General features: G+C 36.7%; 20 protein-coding genes and 1 tRNA gene. 20 read left to right on the forward strand and 1 reads right to left on the reverse strand.

Annotated elements, in window-relative coordinates; genetic code table 11:
• Window positions 1-6 precede the first annotated feature (6 nt).
• The 19 genes from IGL07_RS04565 (at window position 7) to IGL07_RS04655 (ending at window position 15,593) form a co-directional block, all read left to right on the forward strand.
• Window positions 7-360, forward strand: coding sequence for a phage tail terminator family protein (locus IGL07_RS04565; protein WP_333558529.1), 354 nt, complete (start codon window positions 7-9; stop codon window positions 358-360).
• Window positions 361-1,203, forward strand: a complete 843-nt coding sequence (locus tag IGL07_RS04570) for a major tail protein (protein ID WP_202578087.1) — start codon at window positions 361-363, stop codon at window positions 1,201-1,203.
• Window positions 1,204-1,255: 52 nt separating this feature from the next.
• Window positions 1,256-1,609: a phage tail assembly chaperone G gene (gene gpG / locus IGL07_RS04575; RefSeq protein ID WP_002364485.1), complete on the forward strand. Its 354-nt coding sequence runs from the start codon at window positions 1,256-1,258 to the stop codon at window positions 1,607-1,609.
• Window positions 1,610-1,857: 248 nt separating this feature from the next.
• Entirely contained in the window at window positions 1,858-4,755 is a 2,898-nt protein-coding gene (locus IGL07_RS04580; RefSeq protein WP_438747458.1) for a tape measure protein, read from the forward strand.
• The gene (locus tag IGL07_RS04585) at window positions 4,745-5,479 is read left to right on the forward strand and encodes a tail protein (RefSeq protein ID WP_002372015.1); all 735 of its coding nucleotides are present in this window, start codon (window positions 4,745-4,747) and stop codon (window positions 5,477-5,479) included. Before IGL07_RS04580 ends, IGL07_RS04585 begins: the two co-directional genes overlap by 11 nt.
• Window positions 5,461-8,268 (forward strand): phage tail spike protein, encoded by a 2,808-nt coding sequence (locus IGL07_RS04590; RefSeq protein ID WP_438747263.1) that lies wholly within the window; start codon window positions 5,461-5,463, stop codon window positions 8,266-8,268. Before IGL07_RS04585 ends, IGL07_RS04590 begins: the two co-directional genes overlap by 19 nt.
• A gap of 18 nt (window positions 8,269-8,286) precedes the next feature.
• Window positions 8,287-9,168 (forward strand): phage baseplate upper protein, encoded by an 882-nt coding sequence (locus IGL07_RS04595; RefSeq protein ID WP_128437513.1) that lies wholly within the window; start codon window positions 8,287-8,289, stop codon window positions 9,166-9,168.
• Window positions 9,161-9,757, forward strand: a complete 597-nt coding sequence (locus tag IGL07_RS04600) for a hypothetical protein (protein WP_025192304.1) — start codon at window positions 9,161-9,163, stop codon at window positions 9,755-9,757. The genes IGL07_RS04595 and IGL07_RS04600 overlap by 8 nt, the downstream gene beginning before the upstream one ends.
• The gene (locus IGL07_RS04605) at window positions 9,754-10,041 is read left to right on the forward strand and encodes a collagen-like protein (protein WP_002365086.1); all 288 of its coding nucleotides are present in this window, start codon (window positions 9,754-9,756) and stop codon (window positions 10,039-10,041) included. Before IGL07_RS04600 ends, IGL07_RS04605 begins: the two co-directional genes overlap by 4 nt.
• A complete protein-coding gene (locus IGL07_RS04610; protein ID WP_010716870.1) occupies window positions 10,041-10,550 on the forward strand; it encodes a hypothetical protein in 510 nt (169 codons plus the stop codon). Before IGL07_RS04605 ends, IGL07_RS04610 begins: the two co-directional genes overlap by 1 nt.
• 16 nt (window positions 10,551-10,566) lie before the next feature.
• Window positions 10,567-10,941 carry a hypothetical protein gene (locus IGL07_RS04615; RefSeq protein ID WP_002402192.1) on the forward strand — a complete coding sequence of 125 codons (375 nt, stop codon included), beginning with the start codon at window positions 10,567-10,569 and terminating at the stop codon, window positions 10,939-10,941.
• Window positions 10,941-11,078: an XkdX family protein gene (locus tag IGL07_RS04620; RefSeq protein WP_002399193.1), complete on the forward strand. Its 138-nt coding sequence runs from the start codon at window positions 10,941-10,943 to the stop codon at window positions 11,076-11,078. The genes IGL07_RS04615 and IGL07_RS04620 overlap by 1 nt, the downstream gene beginning before the upstream one ends.
• A gap of 33 nt (window positions 11,079-11,111) precedes the next feature.
• Window positions 11,112-11,345 carry a hemolysin XhlA family protein gene (locus tag IGL07_RS04625; protein ID WP_002383824.1) on the forward strand — a complete coding sequence of 78 codons (234 nt, stop codon included), beginning with the start codon at window positions 11,112-11,114 and terminating at the stop codon, window positions 11,343-11,345.
• Window positions 11,346-11,347: 2 nt separating this feature from the next.
• On the forward strand, window positions 11,348-11,554 hold the full coding sequence (locus IGL07_RS04630; protein ID WP_010784051.1) for a phage holin: 207 nt from the start codon (window positions 11,348-11,350) through the stop codon (window positions 11,552-11,554).
• A gap of 2 nt (window positions 11,555-11,556) precedes the next feature.
• Entirely contained in the window at window positions 11,557-12,858 is a 1,302-nt protein-coding gene (locus IGL07_RS04635) for a LysM peptidoglycan-binding domain-containing protein (protein ID WP_126263087.1), read from the forward strand.
• Between the two features lie 708 nt (window positions 12,859-13,566).
• Complete coding sequence (locus IGL07_RS04640; protein WP_126263086.1) at window positions 13,567-14,355, forward strand: DUF3825 domain-containing protein; 789 nt, start codon at window positions 13,567-13,569, stop codon at window positions 14,353-14,355.
• Between the two features lie 60 nt (window positions 14,356-14,415).
• Window positions 14,416-14,484: transfer RNA gene (locus tag IGL07_RS04645), tRNA-Ile, on the forward strand.
• A 119-nt stretch (window positions 14,485-14,603) separates the two neighbouring features.
• Entirely contained in the window at window positions 14,604-15,089 is a 486-nt protein-coding gene (locus IGL07_RS04650; RefSeq protein ID WP_104670715.1) for a hypothetical protein, read from the forward strand.
• 171 nt (window positions 15,090-15,260) lie between these two features.
• A complete protein-coding gene (locus IGL07_RS04655; RefSeq protein WP_010817135.1) occupies window positions 15,261-15,593 on the forward strand; it encodes a putative quinol monooxygenase in 333 nt (110 codons plus the stop codon).
• Window positions 15,594-15,706: 113 nt separating this feature from the next.
• Here the strand turns inward: IGL07_RS04655 and ppdK are convergent, their stop codons facing one another.
• Window positions 15,707-18,352, reverse strand: a complete 2,646-nt coding sequence (ppdK, locus tag IGL07_RS04660; RefSeq protein ID WP_010817136.1) for a pyruvate, phosphate dikinase — start codon at window positions 18,350-18,352, stop codon at window positions 15,707-15,709.
• 169 nt (window positions 18,353-18,521) lie between these two features.
• Here ppdK and IGL07_RS04665 point away from each other — a divergent pair, with 169 nt between their 5' ends.
• Window positions 18,522-19,151, forward strand: a complete 630-nt coding sequence (locus IGL07_RS04665; RefSeq protein ID WP_002355926.1) for a helix-turn-helix transcriptional regulator — start codon at window positions 18,522-18,524, stop codon at window positions 19,149-19,151.
• Window positions 19,152-19,153 lie beyond the last annotated feature (2 nt).

The following is a 19,153-nucleotide window of genomic DNA, read 5'->3' on the forward strand; positions in this document are numbered from 1 at the left end:
TTAAAAATGCTTACTAGCACAATAAAACAGTTCTCTACTGCACCTATCTATTTAAATGACGTTATGCAGTCGTCAGAGCCGTTTTATTTTGTTTTGAGCATAGAGGAAAGTATGACTGATAACGTTGGTCAAAACGTTCAGAATAAAGCATATAACGTTGATATCGCGTTAGTTGATAGCAAGAAAAATAAACAATTAGTAACAAGCCTAACAGAAGACTGCGGGGCTTTTTTTAATGTCTTGAAATTAGATGGAAATGAATTGTTTTCGGAAGATTATCAGACATTTAAAACAGATGGAATTCAACATGTTAATTTTAATGTTGCTTTTCCTCAATTAATCGAATGGAGTGAAGAATAGATGGCAGTTAAAAAAAATGTAAGTGTCATTTCTGTGGAGAAACCAACCTGGTTCCCACTAACAGATGACACAGGTACTTTCCCAATCTACGGAGAGCCAACAACAATCGGGACTGCAGTAAGTATTAAACCAGATGTTACAACAGAAACAACGCCTGACTATGGCGATAGTGTAGTTCAAGATCAGTACGTTGCATTTGGCGGTGCAGAAGTTACTTTGGAAACAAATGGATACCAGAATGAAGTTTTAGCTGAAATTACGGGTGGTGAAAAATTGAAAGGCGGTGTTTTACGATCCGCAGATGATATTGCACCAGATGGAGCATTTGCTTATCGCCGTCGTAAATCAAATGGTAAATATCGCTACACAATTTTTTATAAAGGAAAATTTGCATTGACTTCTGATGAATCATCAACTCTAGAAGGTAGTTCAGTATCTTACACTCATCCAGAATGGACAGGTTCATTTGTTGATGTGCCTGGTGTCGGATACATGTATTCAGTCGATGAAGACGATGATGGTGTTGACTTAGATATGATCAAAAATTGGTTTACTAAGGTTACTAATCCACGTGAAGAGTCTACAAATCCTGTCAGTGGTGTAACTTTAGATAAAACGGAATTAGTTCTAACGGTTGGTGAAACTGCAACTCTAACGCCAACAATCGCACCTGAAAACGCAACAAACAAAAACTATTCATTCAAATCAAATGATACTTCAATTGCAACAGTAACACCTGTGCAAGGAAAAGTTACAGCAGTAGCAGCAGGAACCACAAATATTGTTGTCACTACTGAAGATGGCAACCATACAGCTGAATGCAGCGTAACAGTTAATGCATAATAAAATTTAAGGACGGCCAAGTGTCGTCCTATTTAAATGGAGGAATTAAAAAATGGCAAGCAAATTACAAACGACAATTAAACTTTATTTGAAAGATGAAGAAGGCAATTTCACCACTAAACAATTTAAATCTGCTGAAATGTTACCAGGATCTGTTATGGAAGATGCAACGGAATTACAAGTAGAGCTAGAAGAAATTGTAAAAACAAACGACATGGAGGAAATTCGGCCTGTTTTGCGTAAATGTTATGACTTTATCGCAAAAGTTATTTTTGAAGGTCAATTTACGGGCCAAGAATTTCTTGACGGAATGGATGCACGTGAAATCTTAAAAATTACGGGTCAACTATTAGGGTCTGTCTCTAGCGGTTATGATGCCGTTTATTCTGACCAGAAAAAAAAGTAACAGATCTCCTTTATCATCCTCATTTTAAATTTAGTCCACAGTACCGAGAAGCAGAATTAAAAATTGCGTTGCTTGAAAATGGGTGGACACTAAACGAAATTGAGAATACAGACTTGAAAGAACTTATGAAGCTTTATGCGTTCAGAGATGCTGTTAAAGAATTTGAAGAACTTAAATTCCTTGATGAACACACAATGTTCTAAGAAGGGAGGGGGTACTTATTGAACAATGAAGACTTAGTCTTAAAAATGATACTAGATGAATCAGGATTCTCCCAAGGTCTAAATTCGGCAGTAAAAAAGTTGCAAGGTTTTGATGGAGAGGTTGACAGAACAGGACAAAAAGGCGGCCGCTCTCTTGGGAGCATATGGACGTCATTTGTCGGTAACTTTTTAGCCAGCGGAGCAACTAAAATTATCTCTAAAGGTATTGGGTTGATCACTAGTAATATCGATGGGGCCATTAATCGTGTGGATACGTTAAATAATGCAAACCGTGTATTTGAAAATATGGGTTTTTCAGCTGGTGAAACATCAAAGACAATGGATAGCTTAAAGAAGAGTATCCAAGGGTTGCCTACACCGTTAGATGGCGCTATTAAAGGTGTTCAATTAATTGCTTCGTCTACAAATGACTTAGGAAAATCAGAACAGATTTTCGCAGCTTTAAATAATGGTATCCTCGGCTTTGGTGGGTCTGCAGAGATGGTAGACAATGCTATTATCCAGCTGTCCCAATCGTTCTCGAATGGTAAAGTAGATGCGCAAACGTGGAACTCAATGATCAACAGTGGTTTGGGCCCAGCTTTAAACGCATTAGCAAAACAAATGGGGTTAACTGCTGGTCAGATGAAAGAAGGTCTCTCTGATGGTTCAATTTCAGTTGAAGAATTCCAAGATTCTCTAATAAAATTGAATAAAGAGGGCGGTGGAGGCCTTAAATCATTAGAGCAGATCGCTAAAGATTCTACCGCGGGTATTAAAACTGGTTTAGCTAACATGAAAACTGCGATCGTTCGTGGCGTTGCCAATGTTGTTACTAAAATTGACGAAGGCTTAAAAAGTGCGGGCTTTGGAAGTATTAGTGAAATCATCGCTGATAAAGGGGCAAAGATGGAAGCTGCTTTATCTAAGTTTGCGGAAATGATACCGCCAATGATAAAAACAGTTAAAACATTGTATGATACGTTAAAGCCTTATGCACCGCTACTTGCGGGTTTAGCGGGTAGCATCGGGACGTTAATGCTTGCTAAAAAAGTAAGTGCAGCATTTACAGCTTGGCAAAAAGCAACGGAAGGACTATCAATTGCGCAAGCGATACTTAATTCAACAATGTTAGCAAATCCTTTTGTCGCTATTCTAGCTGCGGTTGTAGGGTTAGTCACAGGATTTATTTATCTTTGGAAAACCAATGAAGGTTTTAGAGATGCTGTTAAAAACATTTGGAAAAACATCCAGGAGGTCATTTCAAGCGCTGCTGATGTAGTTGTAAAAGCTTGGGATTCGACAATGGAATTCTTCAGCAATATGTGGGATGGCACAAAAGAAGCTTTTTCAAATGCTGGTACATGGATGAAAGAAGCACCTGGAAATGCAGCCGACTGGGTTAAAAATAAATGGAATGGTACTAAAGAATTCTTTAGTGGACTTTGGGATTCAACAAAAGAAGGCTCAAAAAACACATGGGAAAATATCAAGCAGGGTGCTGCTGATAGTGCTAAAAGCGTTGGGAAAAGTTTTGAAAATGGCTTTGATAATGCGAAAAATTGGTTTAAGGGTATTGGAAAATCAATATCAGATGTTTTCACAACAGCATTTGATTTTGTTTGGAAATATATCGGTCCTTTAGTTACAGGTGTAAAAAATGCTTTTCTTCATATGTCTTTCTTTTTGAAAAATTTATGGAAAAATCTTGTGAATATAGGGGAGAATTTATTTACTATATTGAAGAATGTGATATTAGCTCCTATTCTTTTTGTTACCTCTATGATCACTGGTGGTTGGGAAGAAGCAAAAGAAAACATGATAGCTGTTTGGAACAATATTACAGAAGCCGCTTCTGAAATATGGAATTCAATTACTTCAATTATCAGTAATTATTTGCTCAATATGAGAATGGCTGTATTGAACATTTGGATTGGATTGAAAACCTCTATAATTACCATATGGACGGATCTATCAGCTAAAGCAGGCGAAATATGGACTAACATTACCGCTTTCTTTAGCCAAACATGGGAGAATATCAAACAAACTTCAGCTCAGACTTGGGAAAATATTAAACAAACGACAATTAATATCTGGGAAGGACTGAAAATTTGGTTTTTTACTACTATTGATAATATAAAAAATGGTGTGATTGACGGTTGGAATAATTTAAAACAAGGCACTGTAGATACATTTAATGCAACTGTTCAATGGTCAAAAGACACCTGGACCAATTTCAAACAGTGGATTGTCGATCTTGTGGTAGGAATAAAAGATGGTGCTATTAACGGTTGGGAAAATTTGAAGCAAGGAACAATCAATACCTTTAATAACTTGGTACAAGGTGCTAAAAATGCATGGAATAATCTCACAAGAAGTGTTAGTGATACAGTGTCGAATGTAAAACAAACTTTTGAAGATTTAAAACATGTTGATTTATTTGAAATTGGTCAGAATATTATTCAAGGGCTTATTAATGGCATAACAGACAAGTTTAATAAATTAAAAGAAACAATGTTTAATATGGCTGATAATATTAAAAAATGGACTCAAAAGCAATTAAGAATATTTTCTCCTTCGAGATGGATGCGGGATATGATTGGTAAAAATATCGTGTTGGGTGTCGTTGCTGGTATTGACCAAGAAAAAGGAACTTTGGATAAATCGGTTAAAAAAATGACTGATTTGCCAACGGAATTACCGGATTTTTCTGTCACAGGTAGATATATTAGTCAACAGGAATCTCAAGCATCTAAATCGGATAAGAACAACAGCAATGCAACGACTACCTTTGGTGGTGATACCTTTAACATTAATTTACAAGCAATGGGTGAATTAGATGATAAGCAATTAATGAGCATGGCTCAAAAATTAGTTAAATACATTCAAGTCGTCAAAAATAGAGATAGCGATGCAGTAGGAGGTGCTTTTGGTGGAATTTAAAAGAGGTCAGTTTTTTCTTAATGGAAAACATAGCTCTGAATTCAATGTGTTTATGAGAGAAAGACCTGAACGACTTTCTGCGGGACGTGTAGTAGAGCTGAGAGAACGAATGGGTAATGACTCAATAGCTGTTGATTTTGAGTATTATAAAAATGTAGATCGCACCATTACATGCTATGCGAAAGCAAGAAATTTACAAGAAGTATCTTTCTTAGAAGATGAAATCTCGTTCTGGCTCGATATGGGAAACTACTCAGACTTTATCGTCTATTTTGATGAACATTACATCTATCAAGCCATCGTAACAAGTCCGCCAAAGTTTACAGGAACAAGAAAAACAGGGATTTTAATTCCTTTTGAGTTTACTGTAAGTATCCGACCTTTCAAAAAAAATCGTATTGGCCAATATTGGACAAGTAATCCTAAACAATTAATAAACACAGAAAAATATCCTTCAGAACCTACTATTCAGATTTTGGGTTCTGGGGATATTTCTTTTTTCATCAATAATCAGGAATATGCATTAAAAGCTATAGATGGAGATATCATTATTGATTCAGAAAAACAAGAAGCTTATCGAAAATCAGGTGGAGCGTTTGAAATCTTGGATCATAAAACACTTTTCAAAGATTACCCAATTTTAAAAAGTGGAGAAAATAATTTTCGCTGGACTGGAAAAGTGACAGAGTTTAAAGTTCAGCCTAATTGGAGGCGAAAAGTTTGATTCCAGTTATTTTTAAACCTGGAGAAAAAGATTTTACAACAAACGGCTTAGGACGTCTTATTGATGCGACACGTTGCGAAATCACTGAAGAAGCAAACGGAAAATATGAACTAGAAATGGACTATCCAGCGATTAGCAGATTTAGTGATTATTTTGAAAATGGCTATCAGATTAAAGCAAAGCCGAATGACTTAGAAGAATACCACATTTTCGAGATCAAACAAACGTTTAAAGATACGTTTACTAATAGTATTGTCATTTATGCTCAATCTCGTACTTATAAACTAGGAAACAGACAAGTGAGGCTAGTAACAGTTGATAATCGTAATGGTGCAGAAGCTATGAGATTAATCGAACAGAACATGGACGAACCATGCGATATCAAACTTTATTCTGATATTAACACAGCTTCTAGTACGGTATTCGAAGCTAGAAACGTACTTAATTGTATTGCTGGTGAACAAGGTTCTTTGCTTCAATATTGGGGTGGAGAAATCAAACGAGAACCTTTTAAATTATCTTTGTTAAGACGTAGAGGACGAGATAACGTTGGAACTGTTCGCTATGGTAAAGATTTAAAAGGATTAACCATTAAATTTGATTGGCAATCAATTGTTACTAAAGTTTTACCATTTGCAGAACTTCAAAGTGGTGCAGACGGAACTTCTCAACGGATTTATGGAAATGCGGTTAAGAGCGAATATATCAACAAATATCCAGATGTTTACGCTCAATACGTTCAGTTCACTGAAGATCAAGGAGTAAAAGATTTATCCAGCTTAAATAAAGTGGCAGGTAAATACTTCACTACATTATATCCAGGAAGTGATAAGCCTAAAGTTTCTATTGAACTAGAAATTGAGAAACTCACAGATTCAGAAGAAGCAAAAGAATTTGCGAAAATGCGAAACTATAATTTATTCGATACGTTCACTGTTTATCACAAGTTTTATGATATTGACATTCAAACGAAAGTTACAGGGATTGTCTATGATGCTTTAGCAGAAAAAACAATAAAGATTACTGCTGGAGATATCCAAGTTGCTTTTTATAAACAGCAAAGTCAAGATTTTCAAGAAGCAATTAAAACCTTAACTAAAAAAGACTACATGAGTAACTTTATTGATTACATTACCGATTTAATCAATGGCGTGAAAGGTGGTAGTATTCTTCAATATCCTAAAAATAGGCCACATACGCTTTATTTTATGGATACAGATTCCACAGATACCGCAAAGAATGTTATCGCTATTAATAACCAAGGTATCGGTTTTTCAACTACTGGATGGAAAGGCCCATTTAGAAACGCCTGGACCATTGATGGTATTTTAAATGCCGATTTTATCAGAGCTGGTAAAATTAGATCTGATATTTTTGAAACGTCATTTAACTCTTACGGAGATATATTACGTTTAGTCAATGGTGCTTTACAAGCATGGAATGGAAAAACTAAAATAATGGAATTGACCAAAAAAGGTACGGAGTTCTGGAATGGCAATAGTCATGTTGGTACGATGGGAACAAAAGGAAATCCTTTTCCTGAATTAAACGATGTTAACGGAAATCCAGTCGTTACAGATGGCAAAGCATTGTTACTAGTAGGCGATAGTTCTTATAACACAATTGGATTATCTAACGAAAAAAATACAGGACTTGTCTTATCTGGTAAAAATCAGTTTCATTTGGGAAATCATTTTTATTTTATCGGTAAAGGTGGCACTCCTTCAACGATATATGCAGATAAAATGTTTTTACAAGGCAAAGAAGTTATCCCTGGTCAAAATGGCGGTGGTGGTTCTGGAGCTGGTACAGGTGGTTATCCATCTGAAGTTACAAGTGATGCTGATAAATTTGCTTGGGACTTATGGAGTTACCTTTTAGCTAACGGATACAGCAAAGCAGCTGCTGCAGGTATCCTCGGAAATGTGCAAGGTGAAGTTGGCCCAAACATGAATCCAGATACAGAACAAAATGGAGGTCCTGGTTATGGTTGGGTCCAATGGGACGGATCAGCATATCCATTGGTTGGAGCACCAACTTGGAATGGCCGAGAATATGTGCAACGCTTAATCGCAGCTGCAGGTATTAAACAAGACTACAGAACATCGTTAGCTCAAGCACAATTAATTAATTGGTGTATGTTCAATGGGCAATGGTTAGGACAAGTAAGTCCATTAACAGTTGATGAATTTAAAGTTGTTAGCTCGCCTAAAACAGCTGCTTATGCGTTTGAATTAAACTTTGAACGTCCAGCTGCAGCACATCCAGAAAGACAAACCTATGCACAAGCATGGTATGACAAATTCAAAGATTTGAAAGCTTCTACTGCGACAGGGAAAGCTGGAATTGAACATTTAGAGACCTTAATGGGAAAATGGTTAGGTAATGGCCAATGTTACGCAGTACCAGCCGAATATTCTGGCTTTATGGGTGGCTGTGGTTTAGGTGCAGGTACAATTTATGGATTGTCACATGTCATTGGTGATACATCAGCTGCTGCAGATATTGGCGAAGCATATGATTGGAATGCAGTCGGTTGGAAAGTAATCTCAAATCCTACGTATAAAGATTTAGTCGTTGGAGCTATCGTCAATATTAGACGAAGTGGACAATGGGGAACTGGTTGGACAGTAGACCCCGCATATGGCCACACAGGCGTGATTTACGGCTTAGATAATGGACGTATTCAAACCATAGAGCAGAATGCTGAGCAAGGCCAAATTGTCGCAAAGTACGACCGTCTTTATTTTGAGGGTTCTATCCAATCAATAGTTATACCACCAAAATAGTGAAAGGAGGATTTTTTTATGGTTAAATGGCAAGCAACACTAAGCACTACCGAGCCTTACAACTATGTAGGCATTATTAATGTCCGTCAGGGGAATAAGAATACAGAAAAATTAGAAGTAAATATCGTAGAAAATGCTTTGCCATTAGATCTAACTAATTGCAAGGTATTTTTTGAATCTGTAATCAGTAATAAATACCCTATTCAGCGGCCAGCAACGGTTGTAGATGCGCGTAGTGGGATCATTCAGTACACTTTTGATGAATATTCTATGCAGTCGTTACATCGCCAAGAAGCTTATTTTACGATTTATAACGGTGAAGAATTAATTGGTTCAACGCAGAATTTTTCTTATTTCGTCATTAAAGCAGCTTCTAAAACAGAAGGTGAAATGGGGTCATACTGGCAGTCAATTGAAGATTTAATAGCGGATATGACCGCTTTTATCAATGAAAACAAAGGCGATTTTACTGATTGGATGAACGCCAGAAAAGAAGAGTTTGAAGCGTGGCGAGATGCGCAAAAAACAGATTTCACTTCATGGTTTGAATCAATCAAAGATATTTTAAAAACGATTGATCCTGGCGGCACAATGTTAGCCGAGCTAATGGATGCACGTGTAGACATTCAAGGAGTGCGCCATAATTCAATTTCTGAACGTTTATTGGCTGATATGGATTATTTGTATCAGAAATTAGAAAAACGTTTGTCTACGTTAGAATATGGCGAAATAAGTGACTTGGTTATTTTACAAGATGATGCTTTTTCGCTGAATCATGAAACAGAAATTGTTGGAACAGTTGATTATACTGTGACCGATGGAGCATTGGTTATCGCAACAGTTGATGATACAAAACAGAACGCTTATGTGTTTGAAAAAGTGGGTGAAATAAGTGGTTAAAGTAAAACGAATGATGGAAACCGATAAAAATGGCGTAGAACGTCAGTTTTATCCTATAACACATGTATCTGCTGTTCGAGGATTAGAAAAAATTATTGCGGGTCAATCAAAAGTGTTATCTGTTAATGGATATACTGGGGCAGTAATTATCACTAAAGCAGATTTAGGCTTAGAAAATGCACTGACAGAACTTCCTTATGCGACAGAAGAAACAGACGGTATTATCACTTCTGAAATGTTTCAACGATTGTCAAATGGCGAGGGAGGCGTGTATATTCTTCCAATCGCTACCACAGACGAACTGGGCGGAATAAAGGTTGGCCAACTGTTAGAAATTGCAGAAGACGGCACGTTGTCTGCGCTAAAACAAACAGATCAAAATTTCACCAATGAACTAAAATCGAAATTGGAAGAGTTGAAAAATTATACCGCTGGAGCGAATATCTCTATTTCAGAAGATGGTGTTATTTCAGCAACTGGTGGTGGCGATGGCGGCGGAGTGAATCAACAATATGTCGACCAAAAAGTTCAAGAAGCCATTGACAGAATACCTGATATTACGTTTGAGAAAGTAGGCGAAGTACAATGACAGACATTGTTAAATTAAAACAAGGAGGAATACAGGTATTTCCTCAAACACATTGGAATGCCGTGGAAGGGAAACCAGAAGTATTAAAAGGCGAAAAGGGAGACCCAGGTCCACAAGGTCCAAAAGGAGATAAAGGAGACGTTGGTCCACAAGGTCCAGCAGGACAAAACGCAACAACGACAGACGTTGCAACCTCAATAAAAAATGGCTTGATGTCTAAAGAAGATAAAACAAAACTAGATGGATTGCCAGCAATTACGTTTGAAAAGGTAGGGGAAGTGTAATGGCAGATATCGTTCAGTTAAAAGAAAATGGCACTGTAAAGTATATGAAGACACACGCAGATGCTATCGATGGTATTGAAGGTAAATTAGTAAAGGCTGTTGGAAATGAGACTATTCTAGGTACTAAGGATTTTCAAGATGGATGTCTTTCAAAAGGAAACGCAGTATTAACTCAAAATGGATTAAAATATAAATCATTTACGCCAACTGATCTTGATTCTTTACAAGGTGGATCTGTAACTTTTGAACGTTACGGTGACATTGTAACTGTTCAATTTACGATTCAAACGCGAATCGATAAAGATTTTGCAAAAGATCAAACGATTGTTTGGGGAATACCAGCAGAATTTCAACCGAACACGGACAAACTATTTCCGTTAATTAATAGTGTAGGGAGTGGCGGAATTGTTAAATTTGTCAGTGGTGTTAGAATATCAGCTCAAACAACCATCGCAAAAAACACGTGGTATTGGGGAACAATCACTTATATTGCTAAAAACAGATTATAATCAGGAGATGACATAGATGAAAACTATTTATAAAGTTTTGTATCCTGTGGGCTATGAACCACAAGAAGTAAGTGACACATACAACGTTGCTTTACCATACGTGGAAGAAAAACCACTTGAAGGTTTAGCAAATGAACAATCACAATTCTTTAATTTCTCGGAACGAAAATGGGAAGAAGCGGTCACGCAAGATTATTCGAAGAAATTAAATCTGTTAGAAAACCTTTCAGCAGTATTAGAAGCAGATAACACTGCTTTAAAACAAGCAAATGAAAAACTAGCTGCTAAAGCAGAATCATTAGCTCAAATCAATTCAAAGACTATGCTTACTTCGCTTCAAAATTCAAAAGAAATTGATGCGATTAAAGAACAAATCGGAGGTGCAAAATAATGTATTCATATGATGACATTAAACTGATGTATGACTGGGGGCTATTTACTCCAGAGCAGGTTGCAGAATTTGTACCTAGTTGTATTACAGAAGAGGAATTTACTAAAATGACAGGAAAACCGTTTAGCAAAAGCTAGGCGGTTTTTTGTTACAGGAATGGAGACGATAACTTGAAAGATGATCCTTTAATTGAAATCGTCGATCGTTTGGCACGGATTGAAACAAAGTTGGATAATCATGAACAATTAAGAGAGAAAGCAGATATAGCACTCTCAATGGCCAAAAACAATGAAGGCGATATTGCGGAAATAAAAGAGAATCAAAAGTGGACGTGGCGAACAATTGCAGGAATTGGGGTTTCTGTTGCTGTTTATTTAATCACGAAATACTTAGGAGGGATTTAGAAATGATATTACCAGACAAGTACTATAAAATTATCAAATGGGGCGTACTAACAGTGCTTCCTGCGGGATCTGTTTTAGTAGCTACGTTAGGTAAGGCTTATGGGTGGCAAGAAACCGATATGGCTGTTTTAACTATTAATGCCATAGCAACTTTTTTAGGAGTAGTAACAGGTGTGTCAGCATATAATTTAAAAGACAAGGAGAAGTAAAAATGAAAAAGAAAATTTTAGTAGGAGCGCTTGTTGCTCTATTTTTTATGCCTTTAAATGTATTTGCTGCAAAAGGTGACCAAGGCGTTGACTGGGCGATTTATCAAGGCGAACAGGGTCGTTTTGGCTATGCGCATGATAAATTCGCTATCGCTCAAATTGGCGGCTACAATGCTAGTGGTATTTACGAGCAGTATACCTATAAAACGCAAGTGGCAAGTGCTATTGCCCAAGGTAAACGTGCGCATACCTATATTTGGTATGACACTTGGGGAAACATGGACATTGCGAAAAAAACAATGGATTACTTTTTGCCACGTATTCAAACGCCTAAAAATTCCATCGTTGCATTAGATTTTGAACATGGAGCGTTGGCTAGTGTTCCAGATGGATATGGAGGATATGTAAGTTCAGATGCCGAAAAAGCAGCAAATACAGAGACAATTTTGTACGGTATGCGCAGAATCAAACAGGCTGGCTATACTCCAATGTATTACAGCTATAAGCCATTTACACTAAATCATGTAAACTATCAACAAATCATCAAAGAGTTTCCTAATTCTTTATGGATTGCTGCGTATCCTATCGATGGTGTGTCACCATATCCATTGTATGCTTATTTCCCAAGCATGGATGGTATTGGTATTTGGCAATTCACATCCGCTTATATTGCAGGTGGTTTAGATGGTAATGTAGATTTAACAGGAATTACGGATAGTGGTTATACAGATACCAATAAACCAGAAACTGAAACTCCAGCAATTGATGCAGGGGAAGAAGTAGAAAATACGCCAAGTTCCGATGTTAAAGTGGGCGACACTGTTAAAGTGAAATTTAGTGTTGATGCTTGGGCAACTGGCGAAGCTATTCCGCAATGGGTAAAAGGAAACAGCTATAAAGTACAAGAAGTAACTGAGAGCAGAGTATTGCTTGAAGGTATCTTGTCATGGATCAGCAAAGGCGATATTGAATTATTGCCAGATGCGGCAACTGTTCCTGATAAACAACCAGAAGCGACTCATGTGGTAAAATATGGCGAAACATTATCAAGTATTGCTTATCAATATGGAACAGACTATCAAACGTTGGCGGCATTAAATGGATTGGCTAATCCAAATCTTATTTATCCTGGTCAAGTTTTGAAAGTCAATGGATCGGCAACAAGTAATGTCTACACGGTTAAATACGGCGATAATTTATCTAGTATTGCAGCCAAACTCGGCACTACTTATCAAGCTTTAGCTGCATTAAACGGATTAGCAAATCCAAATCTTATTTATCCTGGTCAAACATTGAATTATTAATAGCTTTAATATAAAATAAGGATACACTTATTTAAATTTCTCTCGAGTCGCCGTCCCCAAGGCGGCTCTTTTCAGGACCATTAGCTCAGTTGGTTAGAGCAAACGGCTAATGACCATTCGGTTGATGGTTCGAATTTATCATAGTAGTTAAATCTTGTGTATATAGAAAACACCTACTGAAGACGCACAATACTTCCCCAAGTTGTGTATGTTTAGTAGGTGTTTATTTATAATTGTATATTCGAATTATAAATAAAATACAATTGTTTTGTAAAATGAAAACTTGAAATAAAAAAAAGAAAGCGGTAAAATATCTTCACCAAACAATTTTATTTTTCATTTTATTACTACCTCTTGCCGCCTTTCCCCAATGAGGCGGCATCTTTTTACATAAAAATTATTGAACTCAAAAAACAGATATTGTAAAACGTTTGTACATATTTAAACTCTTATTTTTTCACGCAGACCGCTTTTTCTAGATAAGTTGGTCGTTTTTTGAAAATAAAAAAGTAGTCAAAATAAATTGACTACTTTTTTTATTTTAGTTTGTAAGGTTGATACGTAATATTGAGGATTGAGTATACGTTCCGTATAAATTTAGTTTGTAACCCTCGTCTTTAACAATATACTACATGAGAAATTTGAAATTGTCTAGTAAAAAGTGATAAAATAATTTTAAAAATATTTTAAAATAAGGATGTGATTATTATGGGCTATAATAAAATGGCAGATATCCCACCTCTAAAAGCTTTTGCAGCGTTGGGGAATTTTGACAACAAATTAATCTTTTTAGCCGAGCAACTAGCAGAAAAAGAAGATTGGTATTATGAAAATCCAAATTCTAAAGATAAACAGAAAAAATATGGGGTTTTGTTTCAATACATTCATCATACTTTTTCAAAATCTTTTGATGAAGATAGGTTGTTGATTAAAGAAAATGAATGTATTATGAATACAGGCTTATTGACTGTTAATGGTGAAGAAATTTTCATGTTGTTTACAAAGAACAAAAGGACTGGTGAACAACCGTGGTTTTTTGAAAGTTTTTATAGAAGTTCAGACCATAAAATACCAGAGAGCATGAGAGGAGATTTACCATCTCACATTGACTACTTTGAAGACAACCCAGAGGATATGTATTTTGATACTAAATTAACAATTTTATATAATATGGATCACATAGTAAGAGATAATTATGATAGATTACCAGTAAGTCTTCAACAATTAGATCATTCATTGATAGTCACTATACTAAATGCTTCAACAGAACAAATGAAACAAAGAATACTAAGAAATAATAGACTTGTTGTTCCTCAATATTACAATAAAAAAATAATGTACTTAGCTCCTTTGAAATTTGGTAATGAAACGCTTCCTTTAGCAATTGAAAAACATCAACATTCATATAGAATTAATACGATACTTACGCCAGGAATGGCATATTGTAATGCAAGATTAATAATGAAGCCAGAGAGCAACTGGTTAAATAATCATTGATATTAAATAGGGCTAAGATAGACTTACTAGTTTTATTACATTTATTTTTTTTACAAAATACTTAGCTCAGCTGGTTAGAGCAAACGGCTCATAACCGTTCGGTCGATGGTTCGAATCCATCATGGTCCATAGTAAAACACCTGCCTCTTTTTCTTACGAGAGGTGTGTGTTTTTTGTTATGTGAATATTTTTTTGTTGAAAAATAGAACAAACGTTCGTATAATGTTTCTGATAGGAGAGTGTATCAGATGGCGAGACGAACTAAAAAAGAGTTTAAACCTTACAATGATTATGTTGACCGTCCTTTTGAATTAAAGTGGCCAACGGCGTTTCCGTTAGGCGAATTGACTGAAGCAATAAAGAGTACTGATGAATATCATGCTCGCAATATTGATAGACTGCCGCAGCAATCACAGCGACAAATAGAATATTTTTTAGATCGCTCTATTAAGCAAAATAAAGTTTTAGAAATCCAATTGAATTCGTTAGATGAATATGACCGAGTGAAACCACATGTTTTTGGTGTATTTCGTGGAATGGCAGAATTCGATGTTGTGTTGATTGGAGAAAATGAGGTCGATTTTTATGATATTAGAAACATTCAGATTCATAATTTCACCAAATGGAGTGAAGAACACATACCTGAAGAAAATCCATTTGAGGAAGAAACAGAACGTTGTGAAACAATAGATGAATTTGTAGACGAATATTTTGATGATGAATGGATAGAATAGTATTATTCTTTTTTGTGCCAAAAAATGTGCCAAAACTTTTAGAATTCTGTTTTTCTTTACAAAACAGAATTGCTATATTATAGTGATTCCGAACACAGAAGAACACAGAAAAATACTGAATAACCTTAGTCGGGAACGTAAAAAGGCAAGTAAATTTAGGGGGGAAGACAGATGGCGATTACTATAAATATTTATTATAGTGGGACAAATGGACGTGCAAGAGAATTTGCCAAAGAAATGATTGCCAGCGGAATTGTAGAGGCAATCCGTGCAGAAAAAGGGAATAGTTGCTATGAATACTTTTTTCCAATGGACGATGAAGAAACAGTTCTGCTGATTGATAGTTGGACAGACCAGGAAGCATTAGACAAACACCACGCTTCTCCAATGATGACCCGTATTACGGAACTTAGAGAAAAATATGATTTGCATATGAAGGTAGAAAGATATGTATCAGATGTAACAGACCCCTTGACAAAAGATGCTGCGTTTATAAGAAAATAACCAGAGTGCAATCATTGATCTTAAAATTTAGTGCTAGGAACATCAATCGTTTCGACTGATGTTCCTAGCACTTTTTATCTTGTAAGGATGAATCATTTGTTACACACGTTAAATTAAAGAAGGACCATTTGTTCTTCAGTCACAGCCGGTTCGGTTAAAATTTTGGCTTGGGCAGCTGCGAGTTTCGCAATAGGTACCCGATAAGGTGAGCAAGAGATGTAGTTTAGGCCAAGTGTTTGGAAAAACGTGATGGATTGCGGATCACCACCGACTTCTCCACATACGCCAATACTCATGTTTGGTTTAGTACGACGCGCTTTCTCTACAGCTAATTGAATCAGTTGACCAACACCTGTTTGATCTAATGATTGAAACGGATCTTGGGTAATGATTTTCTTTTCCCGATACGTATTAATGAATTTACCGATATCATCACGAGAAAAACCATAGGTCATTTGTGTTAAATCATTTGTTCCAAAGCTGAAAAAGTCTGCTTCTTCTGCTAACTGATCCGCAATCAGACAAGCTCTAGGTAGTTCAATCATTGTCCCGATTTCGTAAGGGAAAGGAGTCATTTTATGTTCTTCAAAGAGACCGTCAATCGTTTCTTTTAAAATGCGTTTGAGATAGAGAAGTTCTTCTTTTTCGGCGATTAGAGGAATCATCACTTCTGGATAAACAGTAATTCCTTCTTTGACTAATCGAATGGCACTAGTAAATAAGGCTGTAACTTGCATTTTGTATATTTGTGGTTGGGTTACACCTAAGCGACAACCACGATGGCCCAACATTGGATTGGTTTCTTGTAACCGTTCAATTTGTTTGGCGATGGTCACTGGGAACCGTTGTAGTTGCTTCGCCAATAATTGAATATCATTCTTTTCATGAGGTAAAAACTCATGCATCGGCGGATCTAACAAGCGGACCACCATGGGCTTGTCTTGAACTACTTTCAGCATTTGATAAAAGTCTTCCTGTTGAAAATGAAGAAGTTGCTCCAACGCATAGGTTGCTTCCTTTTCAGACTCTGCTAAAATCAGGCGACGCATTTCCAAGACACGCTCTTCACCGAAAAACATATGCTCTGTTCGCGCTAAACCAATCCCCGCTGCGCCAAAACGGATAGCAGTCTCTAAATCTTGTGTAGTTTCTGCATTGGCACGAACAGTTAAATCAGCATACGCATCTGCCCAAGACAAGAGCTCTTGAAGGTCATCGTTATTATCAGCAGAAATTGTAGGAATTTCGCCAAGATAAATTTCCCCCGTTGAGCCATCGACGGAAATGATTGTTCCTTCTAAAATGACTTGTGGTCCGCAGTGTAGTTGCTTGGTTTCTTCATTGACGGTTAAACTTTCGCAACCAGTCACACAGCAAGTTCCCATTCCTCGTGCGACCACGGCGGCATGAGAAGTCATTCCGCCACGACTGGTTACAATTGCTTCGCTTACAACCATGCCTTCAATATCTTCTGGTGAAGTTTCTTGACGAACAAGAATGACTTTCTTTCCTAGATTGGTCAGTTCTTTGGCTTTTTCTGCTGTAAAAACAATTTGGCCACTTGCTGCACCAGGACTAGCAGGAAGTCCCATAGCTAAGCGTTCCATGTGTTGTCGTTTCTCTTGATCAAACACGGGATGAATTAATTGATCAATCGTATCAGGTGTCACACGCAACAGTGCTTCTTGTTTAGTAATGCGATTTTCTTTGGCTAAGTCTAAAGCAATTTTAACCGTAGCTGCGGCGGTTCGTTTCCCGTTTCTTGTTTGTAAAATATATAATTTTTCATTTTCAATGGTAAATTCAATATCTTGCATGTCACGATAATGATATTCTAAAAGTTCTGCGTAATGGCGAAAATCTTGATAAACTTTTGGCATAGTCAAACGTAAACGACGAATGGGTTCTGGCGTCCGAATACCAGCCACTACATCTTCTCCTTGCGCGTTCAAAAGAAATTCTCCAAACAATTGATTTTCCCCTGTGACCGGATTTCTAGTGAAAACAACGCCAGTGCCACTGTCTAGTCCACGATTGCCGAAAACCATTTCTTGAATGTTGACAGCTGTACCTAAATCATGTGCAATATGATGTAAGTTTCGATAAACCACCGCACGTTGATTATTCCATGAATCAAAAACAGCTTTGATTGCTTCAAAAAGTTGTGCGACAGGGTCTTGCGGGAAGACCACATGATGTTGTTCAAAAACTTCTTGGTAGCGGACAATCAAGGCGAAATGATCTTCTTCTTGAAAAGCGGTAATTTTTTTGTTTAGCTCTTGTTCCAAGCGCTCTTTTTGTTGGTCAAATAATTCTTTGGGAATGTGATAGACGACGTCTCCAAACATTTGAATAAGTCGGCGATAACAATCAAAAGCAAAACCAGGAGAGGTTAAGGTCGCAAATTTTTTCACACGTTGATCATTTAAACCTAAATTTAAAATAGTATCCATCATACCAGGCATCGAGAAGGCAGCACCGCTGCGAACAGAAACTAAGAGAATCTCATTGTCCGCGGTAAAAGATTTGCCTGTTTCAGTTTCTAGGTTTTTAACCGCTTTCAAAATTTCTGATTGTAAGTGTTCTTCAAAGAAAGTAGCATCTGCCAAATAGTCCATACAGCAACGGGTTGTAATCGTGAATCCTTGCGGAATCGGCAAACCTAAGCGTGTCATTTCTGCCAAGTTCGCCCCTTTACCACCAAGAGTCTCTTTACCTTCATTGTGTGTTTCGTTAAAAGAATAAATAAACTTTTTCATGCGTGACCTCCGTTTAATATGTGTCTTATATGTTCAATAAACATCATAATAGACGGAAATAAGTTTGTCAATAGAAAAAGTTTCTTGTAAATATGTTGAAAAAACAATAAATATGTGTATAATTGTAAGCGAATGCACAATTTGTTTAAGAGGAATTGAGGAGGAAATGATGAAATTAAGTAAACGACAAGAGCAAATTATCGCTGTTGTAAAAGAGCATCAGCCAGTTAGTGGTGAACGCATTTCGGACATACTAGCCGTTTCACGTGCGACACTGCGTTCTGATTTGTCTTTTTTAACACTTTCAGGAATTTTAAAAGCAAGTCCGAAAGTTGGTTATACTTACGAAAGTGATAATATGGAGGCTTTTTTCTTTTTTGATGTTTTTCAAACAAAAGTTCAGGAGATCATGAGTCCACCATTGATGGTTGCCCAAGACACCTCAATTCGAGATGCGATTACCAACTTATTTATGTATGATGTCGGTTCTCTTTATGTCATGGATGAAGCAAAAGAATTATTAGGGGTTTTGTCACGAAAAGATTTATTACGGGCCTCTTTAAATACAAATATTGATGGCACACCTGTTGCTGTTTGTATGACAAGAGTGCCACATGTGAAAACCTGCACACCAGAATTTACTATTCTTGAAGCTGCTGACACTTTGCAAAAATACGAAGTGGATTCTTTGCCAGTCGTTGAAAAAGAAAATCCTAAAAAAGTTATTGGAAAAATTACGAAAACGAAAATTTTAACCTATATTACGCAACAAGCGAAAGAAGCCGCACAAAACAGATAAGG

Source organism: Enterococcus sp. DIV1368f, assembly GCF_051712245.1.
In the GTDB taxonomy this organism is placed as follows: Bacteria; Bacillota; Bacilli; order Lactobacillales; family Enterococcaceae; genus Enterococcus; species Enterococcus faecalis.

Coding starts and splice junctions, on each gene's coding strand:
- IGL07_RS04565 (WP_333558529.1), top strand. CDS start 7: ATGCTTACTAGCACAATAAAACAGTTCTCTACTGCACCTATCTATTTA.
- IGL07_RS04570 (WP_202578087.1), top strand. CDS start 361: ATGGCAGTTAAAAAAAATGTAAGTGTCATTTCTGTGGAGAAACCAACC.
- gpG (WP_002364485.1), top strand. CDS start 1,256: ATGGCAAGCAAATTACAAACGACAATTAAACTTTATTTGAAAGATGAA.
- IGL07_RS04580 (WP_438747458.1), top strand. CDS start 1,858: ATGATACTAGATGAATCAGGATTCTCCCAAGGTCTAAATTCGGCAGTA.
- IGL07_RS04595 (WP_128437513.1), top strand. CDS start 8,287: ATGGTTAAATGGCAAGCAACACTAAGCACTACCGAGCCTTACAACTAT.
- IGL07_RS04605 (WP_002365086.1), top strand. CDS start 9,754: ATGACAGACATTGTTAAATTAAAACAAGGAGGAATACAGGTATTTCCT.
- IGL07_RS04610 (WP_010716870.1), top strand. CDS start 10,041: ATGGCAGATATCGTTCAGTTAAAAGAAAATGGCACTGTAAAGTATATG.
- IGL07_RS04615 (WP_002402192.1), top strand. CDS start 10,567: ATGAAAACTATTTATAAAGTTTTGTATCCTGTGGGCTATGAACCACAA.
- IGL07_RS04620 (WP_002399193.1), top strand. CDS start 10,941: ATGTATTCATATGATGACATTAAACTGATGTATGACTGGGGGCTATTT.
- IGL07_RS04630 (WP_010784051.1), top strand. CDS start 11,348: ATGATATTACCAGACAAGTACTATAAAATTATCAAATGGGGCGTACTA.
- IGL07_RS04635 (WP_126263087.1), top strand. CDS start 11,557: ATGAAAAAGAAAATTTTAGTAGGAGCGCTTGTTGCTCTATTTTTTATG.
- IGL07_RS04640 (WP_126263086.1), top strand. CDS start 13,567: ATGGGCTATAATAAAATGGCAGATATCCCACCTCTAAAAGCTTTTGCA.
- IGL07_RS04650 (WP_104670715.1), top strand. CDS start 14,604: ATGGCGAGACGAACTAAAAAAGAGTTTAAACCTTACAATGATTATGTT.
- IGL07_RS04655 (WP_010817135.1), top strand. CDS start 15,261: ATGGCGATTACTATAAATATTTATTATAGTGGGACAAATGGACGTGCA.
- ppdK (WP_010817136.1), bottom strand. CDS start 18,352: ATGAAAAAGTTTATTTATTCTTTTAACGAAACACACAATGAAGGTAAA.
- IGL07_RS04665 (WP_002355926.1), top strand. CDS start 18,522: ATGAAATTAAGTAAACGACAAGAGCAAATTATCGCTGTTGTAAAAGAG.